Genomic DNA, 17,377 nt, shown 5'->3' on the forward strand with positions numbered 1-17,377 from the left:
TCGAGATTCAAGAATGTTTGGAAAAATCGTAACGTTTTCATTAGCGATAAATGCTTTAAATGATTATTTTTTTTCGTATTTATCAATAAATTCGAATTATCAAGTATTTTAATGCTATTATTTTAGCTTATCTTCCAGTATTCCTTTTAACTTTGAAAAGAACCATAAACCGAAGCACATGAAAATATTGCTAACTTTATCTGCCGTATGTTTACTATTCACGGGATGTAATACTAAGGTAGAAAAAACCTTGCAAGTTCAAACGTCCTCCAGCGAAACCAAACTTCTTGATGGAGATATTATAGACCTTACCCATACTTTTTCAAAGGAAAGTATTTATTGGGTTACAGCGAAGGAATTTAAACTAGACACCGTTGCTTTTGGCGAAACCGAGAAAGGATATTTTTATTCAGCCAATAATTTTGAAACTGCTGAACACGGAGGGACCCATATAGATGCGCCAATCCATTTTGTTGCAAATGGTGAATCCGTAGATGAAATTCCGTTAACACAATTAATTGGAAAAGGGATTAAAATAGACGTTTCAGAAAAAGCGCAGGCGAACCGTGATTATCAAATTTCAATAGAAGATTTCACTAATTGGGAAGCAGGAAACGGTACTATTCCAGATAATGCTATTGTTTTATTGGAAACAGGCTTTTCGAAATTGTATCCAGACAAAAAAGAATATTTGGGCACCGATGAGCGTGGTGATGCAGCTGTGCAAAAGTTACATTTTCCAGGTTTATCGCCAGAAGCGGCTACATGGTTGGTTAAAAATAGAAATATAAGTAGCATTGGGTTGGATACAGCCAGTATAGATTATGGACAATCAACTCACTTTCAGAGTCACGTTATTTTACTTTCGGGGAATATTCCAGCATTTGAAAATGTTGCCAATCTAGACAAACTACCCGTTAAAGGATTTCAGGTAATTGCATTGCCAATGAAGATAAAAGGTGGAAGTGGAGGACCTTTGCGCATTATTGCTATCGTTCCAAATAGCGATAAATGACAGGATTCTATTTTTAGGGACGTAAGACTAAAGGACGTAAGATGTAGGATTTTTTCAAATTAAATAAAGCATTATTCAAATAACATTTAATACAACTTAACATCATGGATACATTTTTTTTAGAAGCCGTAAAGGAAGCAGAGAATGGCATGGAAGAAGGGGGAATTCCCATTGGTTCTGTTTTGGTGCATAATGGTAAAATTATTGGTCGCGGCCATAATAGAAGGGTGCAAAAAGACAGTGTGATACTCCACGGCGAAATGGATGCCTTGGAAAATGCTGGCAGACAACCTGCTTCCGTTTATAAGGAATGTGTTCTCTACACAACCTTGTCGCCGTGCCCCATGTGCTCGGGTACCATCTTACTATACGGCATCCCTAAGGTTATTATAGGTGAAAATAAAACCTTTATGGGTCATGAAAATTTATTGAAGGAAAACGGTGTTGAGATCATTGTCCTTGATGATAAAAGATGTAAAGAACTCATGGACACCTTTATTGCAGAAAAACCTAAATTGTGGAATGAGGATATTGGGGTTTAATTTGCTTTGAAGCAAAAAAGGAATTCCTCTATCAAACGATACAAATGTTCTATTTCTAAAGAAGAAATAATTACTCATAGCGAATTGCCACTACCTCAATTATTCTTTTTTCTCCACCTAAGTTAAAAGAAACCTCGTCATCTACTTTATGGCCAGTAAGTGCCACGGCAATGGGTGCAACAAAAGCAATTTTCATTTTGGCGATATCCGCTTCGTCAACTCCTACAATTTGAAAAGTAAGTGGTGACTTCGCAGTTGTTATTTTATAGGTAACTGTAGCTCCAAAACGAACTACATCCTTTGGTTGGCTTGCAGGGTCTAAAACTCTAGCAGAAGCTATGCGTTCATTCAGCAGATCTAATTTGCCGTTGATAACAGCCAACTCTATTCGTCGTTGTTGTTCGTGGGTAGTTTCTAGATTTGCCCGTTCGCTTTCTATTTGTTCCCGCTCTGATAAAAGCTGCTTCATTCCATTTGGGGTAACATAATTGGTTGTTCCTTCCGGCAATGCTGCGCGTGGCGGAATTATAGGAGTTTCCTCCTGATCTTCTTCTTTTACAAAACCTCTACTCATTGTATATCTATTAATCGGTAAGTTATGAATATTTATGCAATTCAACGGTGTGTTCCCTTGTCCCGATTCAGAGGTCAGTTTAGACTATTTATAGATTCCCTTTCATCTTAGTTGAACTTGTTTTTCTTTGGGAGGAACGAGTTTTTCGGAAAAGTGTGGCTAAAGCCGAATTTGATATGGTCTTTTCCCCACGGGCTAAAGCACCGTGGTAATTATAAATAGCTCGTGCTTTATCTCGGGGAAAAGTATTGTGGAAGATTTTGGCTAAAGCCGGATTTGATATTATCTTTTTTTCCATGGGCTAAAGCACCTTGGTAATTCAAAATAGCCAGTGCTTTATCTCGGGGAAAAGTATTGTGGAAGATTTTGGCTAAAGCCGAATTGGATATGGTCTTTTTCCCCACGGGCTAAATCGCCGTGGTAATTATAAATAGCCCCGTGCTTTAGCTCGGGGTTAAATAATGGAAACGTCTCTTGGCTTTAGCCAAAAATAATCTAATCCTGATTCTAAATCCGACATTGCAGGCAGTCCTACGTCTTTATCGTCTTGGTTCCAACAGTCGTGCTTTCAACCCCGTCCAGATCAATAACAATCCAACCGCAATTGCTGCTTATGTAACAGCATATCTAAGCTAATGCCTGATTTTTCCCTAAGTACTTTTTCCAAAATATCCAGAACGTCGTGTTGCATAGAAAGGGAGCCGCAGATCATCAAAGTGCCGTTTTCTTCGAGACTTTGAATTATGGCATCTTGATGCTGTCTTACTAAATCCTGTACGTATAGTCTATTTTCTTCTCGGGAAAAACATCTATGGATTTTTAGTAGCGGATCTGGGTTTCCGTTCTTTTTGGACTTGGAAATATTATTTTCAAAATACCCATCGTAGAGATGTGAAGATTGCTGGGTGCGGCTTCCCCAAATTAGATTAATGGGCGTATTTTTGTTTTTATCCATCATCCCTAAAAATGGGGCGATGCCTGTTCCGTTAGCTATTAAAATTGCGGAAGAAGTCTTTTTTGGAAAGTGAAAATGCGGGTTGGGTTCTATTGCAGCAGTTAAAATATCTCCTTTGTTTAAGGTTGAAAGGTATGGGGAGACTTTCCCGAATTCGTGTTTCTTTACACTTAGCAAAATTTCCTTTCCGATTTTAGCAATGGAATATTGACGCGCATTACCAGTTTCATTTGGGAAAATAGAAAGCAAATCGCCTGAGGTAAACTTAGTCCGTCGTTTGGGTTTTAGCCGAAGCAAAAAAGTGTCGTCTTGGTTTATTTCCGTGCGTTCCACTACTTCAAAAGCAATCTGTTTTAGTTTTTTTCGCTTTTTGTGTGGCCGTTCAATGATTAAAGGTAATTCGATGGCCTCGCCCCATTTCTTTGTCCACTTTTCAAAATCGGTAAAGTTTTCATCGTTAATTCTGTAAAGTGGTAAAAGACGATCAAACTCTTTTTGCTTTGCTAAAAGCGAATCTACATCTACTGCAAACTGGCAGTAATCTGGATACTCCAAAGAACCAAAACCAACTACTGCATATTGAAATGTATTAGGTTGTTGAACTTCTGGGAAGTCATCAATAAAATTCCAGGCGTTTGTAGGAGCTTCACCTTCGCCGTAAGTTGAGGTTAAAACAACAATATGTTTTGCTTGAGCGTAAGTTGAGTATTTGTTAAGTTCAGAGAGATAGACTTTCTTTCCAGCATTGGTGAGGGCATTGAAAAGTCGGGAGGCAAATTCATAGGTAGCGCCAGTTTCAGAACCTACTAAAAGGATAAATTCACTTTCGTCTTTATCTGGGATAGAAGATTTAACCCCAACCTTTTTACGTCTTTTAAAAAACATTACAAAGCCGGAATACATAAAGAAAATAAGCGATGCGCTTGCTATTAGCAATACAATGGACCATAACACGCTGCCTTCACCGGTATGTAACACCAAACTGAGTTGGGAAGCAAGTTTTACAAGAGGGTAGGAGGCGCTGCTTTCAATGACTCCAGTTGCTTGGTTTACCTTGATTTCTTTATTCTTTAAAGCAATATGAAATAACTCTTCGGGATCATCGGAAAAGGGGAAATCTACTTTTCGTACTTCAGTAAGTGCTGTTTCTTGAAAGAATGGGATTTCGCTAATGTTCTCATAAGTCTTGGTTTCTTCTAAAGTGATATTATTGCGATATTCAACTTTAGAATCCGGTAAAAGTTCAAATTTTTCAAGAGAAAGATAAACGCCTGTAAGTGCTATAATCACAATGGGAATAAACAACCAGCGGCTTAATATAACGTGGTAGCGCATTTCGAAATACTCTTTCTGTACTTTGGAAAACAGCTTTTTTATCCCGCCTTGTCTCTTGGCCAATAAAAACATTCCTGTAACCGCAATCAGAAACAATAGTAATGAAACTAGACCGACGAAAAATCTACCGATGCTTTTTAAGAAAAGGGAGCGATGTAGGTTTGTGGCGAAACTATAAATAGCAGGTCTCTTTCCCACTTCTCCCAATTGTTCCCCAGTTTTTGGATCGATATAAATATCTAATGTTTCAAAATCTTCGGTAAGCACGGAGGCTTTTACAAAACCAGAGGATTCCACTTCCAAGGAAAAGACTTCGTCATAATTATCTTTTAGTCCATCAATCGCAGTTGCCAACGAAACTTTATCCAAATCCTGTACGGCATAGCCTTCAGCTTGATGTGAAATTGGTTCCACCGCCAAAATACCTCCGGTTATGGAAGCCATTAATAAAAATAAAGATGAAACAGCGGCCAGCACTAAATGACTGTATCGCCAGATGGAAATGGTCATATGTTAGGTTTGAGATATTAGATTTGAGACTTGAGACGTGAGACGTGAGACGTGAGATGTGAGAGGTCAGTCCAGATAGCTATGGGGATTGACGTATGACCAAAGGACGTATGACGTAGGTCTAAAAAATCCTTTGGTGAAAAATCTTACGCCTTCTTTATTATCTACCAACTAAAGTCTACCGACTCACTTTGACAGCATTCGTACGTACCGAATAAAGCCTTTACCTTCTTTTTTGCTTTTTAGATTTTCAGTGGTTAATGGGAATTGAAGATCATCCTTAAAATAATCTTTGTCTTCTACCGAAGTTTCGAAGCGCAGACTATAGCCTGTATCAATTTTATCGGCTGGAATTTGTAAAATGGCTACGGTACGTTCGCCGCCACTTATTGTTTCCCCAGAAATGGCATCAATGTTTGATTTAGTTTTTCCGTAGAATTTCCACCACTCCGTAATCTCGCTATACCATTCGGGATCTTTGCCTTGTACGTAGAGCGTTTCTTCATATTCGCTTTCTGGGTTCAATAATGAAACAATTACATAAGCACCTTCGCCGGTATAGTTTGTCATTTGTATCAAACATTTAACGGGCTTGGTTTCCGCTTTGGAAAATCCGGTTATCAGAAACCCAACGATTAATAATGCCGGAATTATTTTTATAAGATGTTTCATTTTATTTCAAAAAGTTTAATTGGACGTTATTCTTTTGCAAAAGCTCATTTTCGCTTGCAAGGTCATAAGGTGTTTCTTCAAAGTCTGTTTTGGCAGTTTTATCGGCGCCAAGACTGATTAGATATTTCATTGTTTCGGTATCCTTTGCTTTCATAGCTGCTTGGTGAAGAGCCGTCATTCCTTCATCATTGGTTGCATTTACGTCCATATCAAAACCAGCTAGACGTTTTAACAGGTCTAGATCATTTGCTTTTGCCGCAAGATGATAAAGGCTATTGCCTTCAGCTTGTACCGTGTTTAATTGAATATCATTTTTCTGAATAATTTTCAATTTTGTTTCAAAATCTTCAGGCTTTTTTGCGTTGAAAGATTCAAGCAAATAGTACCCTATGCTATTGCCATCGGCATCTTTTAATGAGAGATTGGCATCATTTTTCAAAAGAAATTCTACTACTTCCGGACTATTACCTCCATACGCAAGCATTAGAGCGGTTTGTCCGTTGTTATTGGTGGCGTCCATGTCTTTTACATTTTTAGAAAGCAATTTCACTATTTCCAAATCATTTTTGGAAGCGGCGTTTAAAAAGGGAGTGTTGCCATCAGCATCCTTTTGATTGACGTTCGCTCCGGCTTTAAGAAAAAGATTAAAAATAGCTGGATCGGTATTGCTGTAAGCTAGTCGGTGTAAAGGCGTGCTGCCATCTTTTGTAACGATATTTGGCTCTAAGCCAATACTTTTTAAGTACTCATAAACGGGTAGCGAATTGCTAAAACCACGCGTGCCTTGCGCTGCAAACATAAAGGCATTTCCACCATCTTTGTTTAAAATTTTATAATCGACACCTTTTTTTACAAGTTGCTCTAGGAAGCGGACATTTCCTTTTCGAGCCGCATAATTGAAGATGCCATTTCCGTCTTTATCGATACTTTTTAAGTCAATTCCCTTGCTAGTAAAGTAGTCTAATTGCTTTTCGTCTTCCAAAAATGGAGCGACAAGTAAAAGGACATTGGCATCCTCTTGATTTGTTTCTTCTGAAAGCTTTAATCCGTTGGCAATAAAAACATCATAAACGGCGGAATCCGTCTGTCCAGAATTAGCAGCATAAGTTATGGGAGAATTACCTCGACTATCCAAAGCAGTAACGGATGCTCCTTTTTCCAGTAGATATTTCATTATTTCTGTTTTCCCCCTAAGGGCAGCCCAGTGTAAATAAATACGGCTATCGTGGGTGCGTTTATCAACGGAATTCCCTTTAAGAGATAAAAGATATTTTATAACAGCATCATCGGCTTTCGCGAGAATGGCGTTTGTAGTGGCGTCAAAACCGTTGTTGTTAAAAGCTACTGGGTCGTTGCCTTCAACAATTTTCTGTTTTACGACCTCTTTAGTGGGGTTATCCTGCCAAAAAGATCTGTCGTGGAATATGTTTTCTTCTTGAGCAAAAGCAGTGAAGCAGATAAGGAAAACAAATATTTTGATTAGGTGTTTCATTGTTTATTGATTTATATAAATATTCTTATTACTAATCTGAACGTTCTTCCTTAAAGGAAATTAAAATAAGCCTCTTATAGATTCCGACGCCTTCAGATTGGCGGCAAAATTAGGTTTTATTGTTATTTAGAACAAATAAAAATAGCAGAAATTTTTATAATTCATTAATAAAGAAACTATGCATATCTTTCTTGCAGATTAAACTGGTAGAACAAAGGTTTTGAATTTAAGCGAAATAGATATTTTTAATAGTCTTGTTTTTAAATTACAGAATATTGAGATGGTTTGGATGAAAGATCCGTTTTAAGAAATATTATCTAATTAAATCAGCCCACTACGGTATTCTACAAAATTTATATCTGAGGATATTTTACTTTTGCTTTCTTTGTACAATCATTATTTACTTTAAAATTAACCTAGTTCCTGTAGAATAGGTTTTTAGTCCGGATTATGATTTATAACAAAGTATCCATTCCTAATGATTTCAAAATTTATAAGCCCTTTCAAAAATTTATCAAAATTTGCAATTTCAGTCCTGCTGGTTTTCCTAGGTTTTCTCAGCTGTAACTCAAACCTGAACCCAGCTAATGAAATTGAAGTATCAACTTTTCTTTCTGAAAAAACTTCTTCATTAGATAAAGTTGCAAAAGCTGAATTTCCAAAATCTTTAAAACCTTCAAAAAGCCAAGACCTCAGCCTAGCCTCCTGGAACATCCGCCACCTAGGAAGAACAAAAACTTCAGAAGATATTTACGAGATCGCCAATATTCTGCGCGATTTTGATATTGTGGCCATTCAGGAAGTGGTGGCAAAAGATCCCGCAGGAGCGCAGGCGGTGGCAAAAATAGCAGACGAGCTCAACCGAATGGGTGCTAAATGGGATTATCAGCTTAGCGATCCTACCAAAAGTCCTTCGGTATATATCAGTGAGCGTTATGCTTTTTTATGGAAGACTTCAAAAGTGAGTTTGATGCATCGAGCGTATTTAGATAAGGTATTGGAAGATTTTTGTTATCGGGAGCCTTTTGTGGCTGCTTTTAAGAAAAAGGGAAGTTCGGAGCCATTTTATGTGGTGAATTATCATTCGCGAAAGTACAATGATAGGCCAGAGGAGGAGATTATTCATTTTATAGAATACCCACAAAGGTTGGATTCAAATAGAATTCTTATTGCAGGCGATTTCAATCTTAGCGAAACGCATGAGGTATGGAAGCCATTTTATAGAAGAGGTTTTAAAAGTGCCTTGCAGAATCAGCGAACCACTTTAAAAACAAAATGCAAGAAAGGCGATTATCTTAGCCATCCTATCGATAATGTTTATTTCACTCCTGGAATTGAGATGGTGCAAGGAGGAAGCCTGGATTTTATTGGTACTTGTGAAAACCTAGCACGGGCTAGGGAGATTTCAGATCATTTACCCGTTTATCTCGAATTTAAAATAAGTGACGATAATGATTTCTAAAGCTATAAAAATCGGGTTGGCAGCGCTGTTTTTTCTCTGTCTCTGGAAAATGCCCTACGGATTTTATGAGTTAGTTAGGTTTTTAGCTTTGGTGGGGTTTGCTTTCTTGGCATATCAAGCCAATCAGCAAAATAATACTACGGCTACATTCATATATATCGCGCTCGCATTATTGTTCCAACCATTTTTTAAAATCGCCCTCGGGCGTGATCTTTGGAATGTTGTGGATGTGGTTGTGGGCATTGGCCTTCTGTTAAGCATCTTTAAAAATAAATCATTACCCAAAACAAAATAATATGGATACGGTTTTTTGGATCTGCGTAGAATTAATGAAAAAAGGAGCTGCCATGCTAGGCATTACCTATGAGGAATTTAATGTAATCCTCTTCGTTTTAATACATCCGGCCATTACGCTCTTTTTTATTTTTGGATATAGGAAGTATAAAAAGCTATATTTAAGACAAAGAAAATCACTTGCAAATGCTGATGGATGATTATTAAAGTATTTAGAATAAAACGAATATTGACCTTCTCCTTACTACTCTTTTTTGGAATTTCTTTGCTCACTTCCTGCGAGCATATCTGTAGAAAGTGGAAGATGAAATCTATGGAAGTAGGTGATAAGGTGGATAGCCTAAATGGGGTTTATGTGTATTACAATAATTCTGTGGGAAATGTCTTAGGAAGAAATACCACGGCTGATGGCTATAACCTCGGACTTAAATACCAGTGCGTAGAATTTGTAAAGCGCTATTATTACGAGCATCTCGATCATAAAATGCCTGACAGCTACGGGCACGCAAAAGACTTTTTTGTACAAGGTGTGGCAGATGGAAAAAGGGTAAAGAGTAGGAATCTTGTTCAGTACACCAATCCCAGTAGTTCAATGCCTAAAGTAAAGGATCTCTTGGTTTATGACGGCACCACTTTCAATAAATATGGACACGTAGCCATTGTTTCAAAGGTGAGTGATAAAAAGATTGAAATCATTCAACAGAATCCCGGAGCCTCAGGACCATCACGCGAAACCTATAAACTGATTGAAGTGGCTGGAAGATGGAAAATTGAACAAGACAAAATTTTGGGGTGGCTGCGGAAGGAATAAATTGGAGTTCTGTGATTAATTCGAGACGGATTGGAAGTAGATAAAGATGACTCTTATAATCGAGAAGATTTCGACTCTGGTGGTCTCATCCTACGGTAAAGTTATTGAGAGTAAACCTTCCTATGCTCAAGCTTTGGAGGGCGAAGGAATCATGATAGATTGAGTATTATATCTCAAAAATGATTAATTTTAAATATACTAACGTAATCTTTTTATAAAGAAGAAAAAAACAAATGTGTAACGATCTAGTCTTACGTCTTACGTCCTAAAGTGAAGCGGCTTGCCCACCGTAGGAGGGTCTTAAGTCTTCTCCAGCCATGCCTGATTTTAAATTATCTAAGAATCATGAAAGCCAAAACCAATACTATCAACAACCTCCCCCAAGAACGCATCGACGAACTTTTTAATATTTTAAAATCCCGTTTTGAAAAGAATATGAACAGGCATAAAGAGATGCAGTGGGATGCGGTACAAAACCGACTTGAATCCAATTCAGAAAATCTTTGGTCGTTAAATGAAATGGAGGAAACAGGAGGGGAGCCGGATGTAGTCGATTTTGATAAGGAAACAGGAGAATATGTTTTCTTTGACTGCGCTGCCGAAAGTCCGAAGGAGCGGAGAGGCGTTTGTTATGACCAAGAAGCTCTAGATTCTAGAAAGAAATTTAAACCTGCTCATAGCGCTGTAGGAATGGCTGAAGAAATGGGAGCCGAGCTTTTGACTGAAGAACAATACCATCGCTTACATGAATTAGGCGAATTCGATAAAAAAACATCCAGCTGGCTTTTTACGCCTCCCGCAATTCGGAAACTAGGAGGTGCCATTTTTGGCGATTTGCGTTTTGGACGGGTCTTCATCTATCACAATGGTGCCGAATCTTATTATGGAGGAAGAGGATTTCGGTGTTCACTGAAAGTTTAATAATACGATGGAACTTCTTAATAAGAATTAAACGAATTTAGTTTCTGCTCCTTTAAAAATAAAAAAAGCCGCCTTACCCCAACGATAAGACGGCTATGGGAAACATTCAAAACAATTCTCCCCAGAATTATAAATTGTCTATTCCCACTACAAAGAAAAGACACTTGTTTCACTTCTCTTTGCGGGATTCCGTAAAGGGAGTATTTATTTTTAGTTTTTAAAGTTAAATCACTGATCTGTAGTTGTATAAAATCTAAATTAATCCTAAATCTTTTACCATGGCCACAAGATGGATGGCATTTTTGGCTTTAAAGTGAACGCAAAGTTTTCCAACTCGCTTTTCAATAGAACTCAAACTATTGGGTTGAATGTTTTGATCTCTAAAATAATCGCTTATTTCTTTTTGGGAGGAACCCTTTGCAAGCTGCTCCATTAAGGAAATATCATAGTCCGCTATCAAAGGTGTAGTTTTTTTGGAGAGTGCATTTTCAACCTGGGGCGAGAGATAGTTTTCATCATTAAATACTTCGGTTATTGCAGTGTTCAGTTGCTCAAGTCCCTTTCTACCTTTACAGACGTAGGCATTTAGTTTATGGTCCTGAACAAGACTTCGCACCCGTTGCAATCGGTCTTCTACGGAATAGGCTATAATGGGAAGTTCGGGATATTTGCTTTTTAATGCCGCTATAAGTTCATCTCCAGAGGTAAAGGTTTGTTCCCTATGATCTGGGGCGTAGGAGAGGTCTGTGATCAACAAATCGAACGGGGCTTTGTCTAAAATCGCTCTTTCCACTTTTAGGAAAGCATCATCGCAATAGACAACTTCTGTAATGTTTTCAATCCCTAAGGAATGTAATACGGCTAAAACGCCTTGGTTGATACAATCAAGATCGTCTGAAATAAGAACTTTTTTAAACATGATCAAATAATTATAGTTGCTTTAAACCCTTTGTTTGGTTCAGACTCAAAAGTAATAGTTCCGTTAATTGCTTTTATGCGGGATTCCGCATTTTGAAGCCCATTTTTGCTTTTTATTTTACAACCCTTGCCATTATCGGCATATTTAACCGAAATTTTCTTTCCTTTTTGCTCAAAGTTTAGCACAACAGTAGAGGCTTCACTGTGTTTAGCCATATTGGTCATCAATTCCTGTAATACCCTAAAGAGATTGGTCTTTTTAATATCAGAAACTGTTTTCCAATCGATATTGTTGGCATCTCGTCTAACTACAGAAACATCCTTGTTTTCATACCCCAACAACAGATCTGATACTACTTCTTGAAAATTTTCTACATCAATGCTGCTATTTTCTTTGGAAATATCCCGGCTCTTATTGTATATAGATTCCAAATCGTCCAAAATCTCATCATTTTCCGCGGGCTTGCTTTGAAGTTTTGCCATAAGTCTATAAACATCGTTCGCAACTTCGTCATGTACTTTTTTTGAAATGCGCTTTTCAGTAGTATAAACTTGTGTAATTTTTTCCTGCCTGTGTTTGTATCGAATTGCAAAATAAAAAATTATAGCCAACACCAAACTCACTAATGCCACGGCTACAATAAATATATTCCAGGTTTTCTGTTTCTCGTTTTCCAATTGAGCAGCCTCCGTATTTTTGCGCTCCTTCGCTACATTGTACTTTATAAAAGCGTTTTTATTTTGTGCCAATTGCTTCTCGATGGCAATACTATCCGTTATTTTTTCATAGCGAACCATTTTGGGATCCTCGTTCATTATTGCAGAAAGCGAAAGAGCATCTTCTATAAAATAGATGCCGTTTAGCGTGTTGGCTACTTGATAGGCTTGTTCTGAAAATTTTAAAGCCTGCGTAGTGTCTTTATTATCAAAATAATAGAGCGCCAAATTCCGATAACTGGAATACATTCCCATTAAATCTTTTTCACGCTCTCTAATTGTTAGTGCCTTTTGCATATTTCTCAATGCTTCGGGACTGCCAAGTTTGGCTTGCACTACACCTTTATTGTCTAGTAATCTGGCATAGGCTTTGGAATTCTTTTCAACATCATTTTTTGTCAATGCTATGTCAAACTGCTCTAAAGCAAATTTAAAGCGCTTCATATCTTTATAAATGTTGCCTCTATTGTTTAAAACAACCAGACTGTCATTTTGATTTTTAGAGAATTGCAGCGCATTTCCATAGGCTTTTAAGGCTTCATTATATTTATGGATCGATCGATAACACCTTCCCAACTGATTGTAAAGTCCTTTCCGTGCCTCAATTAATGTATCAGAATAAACTGCCGCATCCACTTGTTCCAAAGCTTCCACAGTTGCGCTTTCACTGTCAAAAATATTCCCGATTTCAAACTCCCCAATGGCGATCATTCGTAAGTTTTTGATAGCCTCATACGTATTATTGGCCTTCAGATTCTTTTCCTTTAAAAGAGTGTAATAATTAATGGCTTGGGGAATATCTGAACTGCTCTGCGGATTTAACAGGATTTTGTAATAATAATTCACGCTGTCCACTTCCTGTTGCGCCGTCACTTTAAAAGTACATATGAAGAACATAAACCAAAAAAAGAGGAATGAAAATAGGGGTTTTTCCATTCCTCAAAAATAGGAACAAATTTTAAGGAAATGTTAATTTCCTTATCCAAATGGTGGCGGTGGAAGATTGCCATCATCACCGCAACAGTTTTGCGGTTGTTCTTGGTCGGCGGTCGCTTCAGGGGTACAAGAGCTTATTGCCATTATAAATAATAGCGCACAGAATAATGTTATTTTTTTTTTCATTGTATATAAATATTTAGGTGAAAGAATAGGTTGGCCCTTCCAAAAAATCCAGTAGATTCTTCGGAAATGAATAGCTGAAAAACAGCGAATTAGCGCTGCTTTGTAAATAGGGAAGAAGGAGAGTTTGAGTAATGCGGAAGATTTATTTCCCCACTTCATCTACTGGCATTACGCAATGCCTCCTTGCTGGTATTAAAATCTTTTAGTTTCTAGATTTTCAATGATGAAGCAAATAAAGGAAGATGTTTAGTAAGGTCTTGGAAATCAAATGGAAAGACTTTGGAAAAGAACTTCCGAAGAATTTCCAAGTGAATTATGTAGTTTTAAGCTTTGGAAAAACAGACACAGGTGCACAACAGATTAATAACTGAAAGCTTTGAAAAGGCTTTAAAACAGGAAGAAGAACGAGGGAATATAAACCCCTCTAAATCCCGTTTGGCAACTGTTTTGTCCTATTATATTGAAGAAAATCAGGATTTTCAATTTGGAGAGAGAAGGTTAAGAGATTATTATAATGAGGCATTGGCAGCTACTCAAGTGGAGATAAAGCAGCCTGCAGTTTTAAACGGTCTATCTTCTTTCTTGGGCTATAGTGATTATACCGATTTTGTGATAAGGATTAAAGGGGATAAAAAGGATCTCATTCAAAATGGGTCTGATGACACTATTACCTACAATCTCAGAATAACGGATTTTGTAAAGCATCATAAAGTATCACTAGCAATAGCAATAGTTTCCGCGATGGTAATCCTGTTTCTAATGGTGTCCAAACAACAACGATGGATGAAGTGGGATGGCACTAATTACATAGAAGCTTCCTTTGATGCCGACAAGTTGAGCAAAGGAGAGCTTAAAGCCTATAAAGAAGATCGAATAGCAAATTTCACACGACTAAACCCCCAATGCGAAACCCAGTTTTTTAATGCAGATGGCAGTGTTCGGGTATGGTATAGTAAGAACAAAAACGGTAGCCTCGATTTCTTTTCAAGCTACGGTCTGCATCCTATCACAGGGAAAACATTGAAGCCGGTAACAAGGTATATTATTGATAAGTATGTTTGTGAGAGATGAGTGGTGAGTTTTTGAGGGACGAGTTACGAGCGACGAACGACGAAAGGGGTTCTCGGCACAAATTTGAATCCGCTGTCGCTACTTCAAATTCACTCGAACACCTTTGATTTCGATTTTGATTTCAGTTTCGATTTCAACGTGTTCCTTTCCCTAATAATTATTTATAATTTAGACGCTAAATTATTTTTTAAGGGGAAGGTGCTTTGCTTTCTATAGCTTTTTAGCGTCGGAGCGGCGGCCGGAACTATTGTAATTCAAACTTTCAAATGCCCATTCGGCGGACGGAAGGGGTGAGGCATAAGCCATTACTTCTTTTAATATTCAAGCCGAAAGAACCCACCCCACCCGCCGGAATACTAATCTTTTTTGAAAAATTAAACATTTGTCTCGGCGGGCACCCCTCCCTGAAAAAGGGAGGGGAACTGGTTTTGGTTTTTTAAAATAGAATGATGTCTTTTCTATTTGGAAATTTACTTCGTTTCCTGATGGTTTTGCCCCTTAGGCGCATTGTATCGAAGAGCATTGGCATCTTTTGACTAATTTTGTTTACATCAACTAAAGAAGTAGGATCTAAAACAAGGAAAATGGCAAAGGCATTAATTGTTTATGCAAGTTTAACGGGAACCACCAAAGGGATAGCTGAACTTTTGGCCGAAGAGCTTCGTGATTTGAAAGTTGAGGTATTGGTGGAAGAATGTACAGAAGTTTATCCTAAAGAGTTTATAGAAAACGATATCTGTGTAATGGCAACTTATACCTACGGCTCTGATGGCTCTCTGCCAGAAGAAGCCGAAGATTTCTTTTATGAACTAGAAGAAGTGAATTTAAAAGGAAAGGTTTTTGGAGTTTTGGGATCGGGGGATTTAATTTATGAGAAATTCTGCCCATCCGTGAACGATTTTGATAAACAATTTGAAAAAACGAACGCTATTCGTGGCACAGAGAATTTAAAAATAAATCTTGATCCAGACGAAGCGGATAAGCAAAAAATAAAGCAATTTGCCAAAAACCTAGTAAACGCTTATTCTAAAAACAAATGACGAGCGACGAATGATGAGGGTTCTCGATACAAATTTGAATCCGTTGTCGCAACTTCAAATTCACTCGAACACCTTGAACTTCGATCTCACATGCTAATTCACCTGTCAAAAAAAAACTTTCAAGAATGCGAAATATAATTCGCAATCTGAAAGTTTTAATTTAGAATGATTTTTCAATGCCTACCTATATAAAAGGCTTATTTCTTTTTATAAGGTGACTTCTTAATGTTATCTGGTTCACTATAACCTGCGGGATCGTTAGATTCTGGAATTTTGTCCGGATCTTCTTTTTCAGGCTTTTTTATAGTGTCTGGTTTAGAATTTGGCTCGCCAGGATAATCCTGGTCCTCTATATTCTGTTCATTTTTCTTTTTGGGATCGAGCATTGGTGTTTTTTTGTCCATAAATTAAGGCTTTTTAGGTGTTAATCAATTTAATTACTCTTCCTCTGTCTGTCCTTTTTTTACACCTTTTCCATCGGTTTGGGACTTTGGATTCAAGTTATCGTCCTTAGCGATTCCTTTTGCATGAGGAATGGGATGTTTTCCTTCTTTATCACTGTAGTTTGGCGTTTTCATAGAATTTTATTTTTAAGTTAATATGCTGTTTTAGCAATTCCGTATCAAGCTATTGAAATTTAATGCTATTTTCATACTTGCTAACATTGTTTAACACTTCTTTTATTTCAAAAGTTAAAAATATGCTGATACTTGGACAGGTGACTAAGGTTTGAGATTGTGTTTTCTTGTTAGCTGAATTCAAGTGAACATCTTAAATTTCGCTATCGACTTCGATTTCGATTTCAATTTCATCTTCATCTTCCCCTTCTCCTGCATCTCACCTCATATCTCAAATTTAATTTCTATTCAACAACTAACTCAAAACCTTTCAAACCTAACACAATCAATTTTTTTAGTTAAGCTTTTGAAAATTAAGTATTAAGAAATTGTTATTTGGGAATATTTAATTCCAATAGCGATCTAAATTTATGGAAAGAAAAATTAACTTAAAAAATAATTGTTATGAACTCAAACGAAAGAAATCAGGAAAACTCAGGACGTCAGGAAAACAGTCAAGGACGTTCAAATCAACCAACTTCCCAGACCAAACAAAATCCTACTTCTCAAACCAACCAGCAGAAGCAGTGGGATACAAAGCCAGGACAAAAAGAATCAGATCCTCGTAAGCAGCAACAAAACCGAGAATGGGAAGAAGCACAAAAACAGCAACAGCAAAACGCTCAAAATCCTGGAGTAGGTGGAGGAAATCAAGCTGAAAATGATCGCAACCAAGATCCAACTAGAAGAGTAGAAAGACAGGAAGAAGAATAGGAGCTTCTGGTTATTATAAATCATTTACAGCTATTTTAAAGCCTTCACGATGTGGAGGCTTTATTATTTAAATTATGCCAGTTTGGTTTCCTTTTGAGGACAAGCAATATATATATGTAAATACCTGATGTGGATGCAATGTTTTTATTAAAACAAAAAATATTCGATCCCAGAATGTTCTACCATAGGCATAATGTATCAAAGGCTTGTTTTCGATTTCAATGCACGTTCCTTCTCCTAATAATTAATTTAAATGCTAAATTGTTTTTTAAGGGGAAAGTGCTTTGCTCTCTATAGCTTTTTAGCGTCGGAGCGGCTGCCGCCTAGATTATTATTTAAACGTTTAAATGTCCATTTGGCAGACCGAAGGGAGCACAAGCCTGTGCTTCTATTTAATATTCAGGCCGATAGAACCCACACCACCCACCGTGAAGATATTTCTTTATATAAAATTAAACTTTTGTCTCGGCGGACACCCTTCTCTGAAAAAGGGAGGGGAACTCTTTTTCATTTCTTAAATGGAATGATGTCTTTTCTATTTGGAATTATACTGCGTTTCCTGAGTGTTTCGCCCCTTCGGCGAAATGTATCGAAG

20 protein-coding genes are annotated in these 17,377 nt (G+C 37.4%); 11 read left to right on the forward strand and 9 right to left on the reverse strand.

Going from position 1 to position 17,377, the window contains the following annotated elements:
* Nucleotides 1–178: 178 nt before the first annotated feature.
* Together G440_RS0118560 and G440_RS0118565 are read left to right on the forward strand one after the other, a co-directional pair.
* A complete protein-coding gene (locus G440_RS0118560) occupies nucleotides 179–1,015 on the forward strand; it encodes a cyclase family protein (protein WP_026452667.1) in 837 nt (278 codons plus the stop codon).
* A gap of 104 nt (nucleotides 1,016–1,119) precedes the next feature.
* Entirely contained in the window at nucleotides 1,120–1,557 is a 438-nt protein-coding gene (locus G440_RS0118565) for a nucleoside deaminase (protein WP_026452668.1), read from the forward strand.
* A gap of 70 nt (nucleotides 1,558–1,627) precedes the next feature.
* Here the strand turns inward: G440_RS0118565 and G440_RS0118570 are convergent, their stop codons facing one another.
* The 4 genes from G440_RS0118570 to G440_RS0118590 all read right to left on the reverse strand — a co-directional run bounded on the left by G440_RS0118570 (nucleotide 1,628) and on the right by G440_RS0118590 (nucleotide 7,095).
* A complete protein-coding gene (locus tag G440_RS0118570) occupies nucleotides 1,628–2,131 on the reverse strand; it encodes a GreA/GreB family elongation factor (RefSeq protein ID WP_026452669.1) in 504 nt (167 codons plus the stop codon).
* Between the two features lie 583 nt (nucleotides 2,132–2,714).
* The gene (locus G440_RS0118580; protein ID WP_026452671.1) at nucleotides 2,715–4,931 is read right to left on the reverse strand and encodes a PepSY domain-containing protein; all 2,217 of its coding nucleotides are present in this window, start codon (nucleotides 4,929–4,931) and stop codon (nucleotides 2,715–2,717) included.
* A 186-nt stretch (nucleotides 4,932–5,117) separates the two neighbouring features.
* The gene (locus G440_RS0118585) at nucleotides 5,118–5,603 is read right to left on the reverse strand and encodes a DUF2271 domain-containing protein (RefSeq protein WP_026452672.1); all 486 of its coding nucleotides are present in this window, start codon (nucleotides 5,601–5,603) and stop codon (nucleotides 5,118–5,120) included.
* Between the two features lies 1 nt (nucleotide 5,604).
* Nucleotides 5,605–7,095, reverse strand: coding sequence for an ankyrin repeat domain-containing protein (locus tag G440_RS0118590; protein WP_026452673.1), 1,491 nt, complete (start codon nucleotides 7,093–7,095; stop codon nucleotides 5,605–5,607).
* A 478-nt stretch (nucleotides 7,096–7,573) separates the two neighbouring features.
* On the opposite strand from G440_RS0118590, the gene G440_RS0118595 reads away from it, so the two are divergent.
* From G440_RS0118595 to G440_RS0118615, 5 genes are all read left to right on the forward strand, one after another.
* Nucleotides 7,574–8,557 (forward strand): endonuclease/exonuclease/phosphatase family protein, encoded by a 984-nt coding sequence (locus G440_RS0118595; RefSeq protein WP_051285466.1) that lies wholly within the window; start codon nucleotides 7,574–7,576, stop codon nucleotides 8,555–8,557.
* Entirely contained in the window at nucleotides 8,550–8,852 is a 303-nt protein-coding gene (locus tag G440_RS0118600; protein WP_026452675.1) for a DUF6804 family protein, read from the forward strand. Before G440_RS0118595 ends, G440_RS0118600 begins: the two co-directional genes overlap by 8 nt.
* A gap of 1 nt (nucleotide 8,853) precedes the next feature.
* Nucleotides 8,854–9,051: a hypothetical protein gene (locus G440_RS0118605; RefSeq protein WP_026452676.1), complete on the forward strand. Its 198-nt coding sequence runs from the start codon at nucleotides 8,854–8,856 to the stop codon at nucleotides 9,049–9,051.
* Entirely contained in the window at nucleotides 9,048–9,662 is a 615-nt protein-coding gene (locus G440_RS0118610; RefSeq protein ID WP_034259969.1) for a CHAP domain-containing protein, read from the forward strand. Before G440_RS0118605 ends, G440_RS0118610 begins: the two co-directional genes overlap by 4 nt.
* Before the next feature lie 345 nt (nucleotides 9,663–10,007).
* Nucleotides 10,008–10,583, forward strand: coding sequence for a DUF4256 domain-containing protein (locus G440_RS0118615; protein WP_051285467.1), 576 nt, complete (start codon nucleotides 10,008–10,010; stop codon nucleotides 10,581–10,583).
* A gap of 253 nt (nucleotides 10,584–10,836) precedes the next feature.
* Here G440_RS0118615 and G440_RS0118620 read toward each other — a convergent pair whose 3' ends face one another.
* The 3 genes from G440_RS0118620 to G440_RS21285 are packed head-to-tail and all read right to left on the reverse strand — an operon-like array spanning nucleotide 10,837 to nucleotide 13,340.
* The gene (locus G440_RS0118620; protein ID WP_026452679.1) at nucleotides 10,837–11,502 is read right to left on the reverse strand and encodes a response regulator; all 666 of its coding nucleotides are present in this window, start codon (nucleotides 11,500–11,502) and stop codon (nucleotides 10,837–10,839) included.
* Nucleotides 11,503–11,504: 2 nt separating this feature from the next.
* On the reverse strand, nucleotides 11,505–13,154 hold the full coding sequence (locus G440_RS20850) for a tetratricopeptide repeat-containing sensor histidine kinase (RefSeq protein WP_157418067.1): 1,650 nt from the start codon (nucleotides 13,152–13,154) through the stop codon (nucleotides 11,505–11,507).
* A 42-nt stretch (nucleotides 13,155–13,196) separates the two neighbouring features.
* Nucleotides 13,197–13,340 carry a hypothetical protein gene (locus G440_RS21285; protein ID WP_157418069.1) on the reverse strand — a complete coding sequence of 48 codons (144 nt, stop codon included), beginning with the start codon at nucleotides 13,338–13,340 and terminating at the stop codon, nucleotides 13,197–13,199.
* 242 nt (nucleotides 13,341–13,582) lie between these two features.
* Here G440_RS21285 and G440_RS21625 point away from each other — a divergent pair, with 242 nt between their 5' ends.
* The 3 genes from G440_RS21625 to G440_RS0118640 all read left to right on the forward strand — a co-directional run bounded on the left by G440_RS21625 (nucleotide 13,583) and on the right by G440_RS0118640 (nucleotide 15,451).
* Nucleotides 13,583–13,711, forward strand: a complete 129-nt coding sequence (locus tag G440_RS21625; protein WP_281170780.1) for a hypothetical protein — start codon at nucleotides 13,583–13,585, stop codon at nucleotides 13,709–13,711.
* The gene (locus tag G440_RS0118635; RefSeq protein WP_157418071.1) at nucleotides 13,689–14,411 is read left to right on the forward strand and encodes a hypothetical protein; all 723 of its coding nucleotides are present in this window, start codon (nucleotides 13,689–13,691) and stop codon (nucleotides 14,409–14,411) included. The genes G440_RS21625 and G440_RS0118635 overlap by 23 nt, the downstream gene beginning before the upstream one ends.
* 584 nt (nucleotides 14,412–14,995) lie before the next feature.
* Complete coding sequence (locus G440_RS0118640; RefSeq protein WP_026452681.1) at nucleotides 14,996–15,451, forward strand: flavodoxin; 456 nt, start codon at nucleotides 14,996–14,998, stop codon at nucleotides 15,449–15,451.
* 197 nt (nucleotides 15,452–15,648) lie between these two features.
* On the opposite strand, the gene G440_RS0118645 is transcribed toward G440_RS0118640, so the two are convergent.
* Together G440_RS0118645 and G440_RS21290 are read right to left on the reverse strand one after the other, a co-directional pair.
* Nucleotides 15,649–15,855 (reverse strand): hypothetical protein, encoded by a 207-nt coding sequence (locus G440_RS0118645; protein ID WP_026452682.1) that lies wholly within the window; start codon nucleotides 15,853–15,855, stop codon nucleotides 15,649–15,651.
* Nucleotides 15,856–15,888: 33 nt separating this feature from the next.
* Complete coding sequence (locus G440_RS21290; protein ID WP_157418073.1) at nucleotides 15,889–16,029, reverse strand: hypothetical protein; 141 nt, start codon at nucleotides 16,027–16,029, stop codon at nucleotides 15,889–15,891.
* Between the two features lie 444 nt (nucleotides 16,030–16,473).
* Here G440_RS21290 and G440_RS0118655 point away from each other — a divergent pair, with 444 nt between their 5' ends.
* Entirely contained in the window at nucleotides 16,474–16,782 is a 309-nt protein-coding gene (locus G440_RS0118655) for a hypothetical protein (protein WP_026452683.1), read from the forward strand.
* Nucleotides 16,783–17,377 lie beyond the last annotated feature (595 nt).

Source organism: Aequorivita capsosiphonis DSM 23843 (assembly GCF_000429125.1).
Taxonomy (GTDB): Bacteria; Bacteroidota; Bacteroidia; order Flavobacteriales; family Flavobacteriaceae; genus Aequorivita; species Aequorivita capsosiphonis.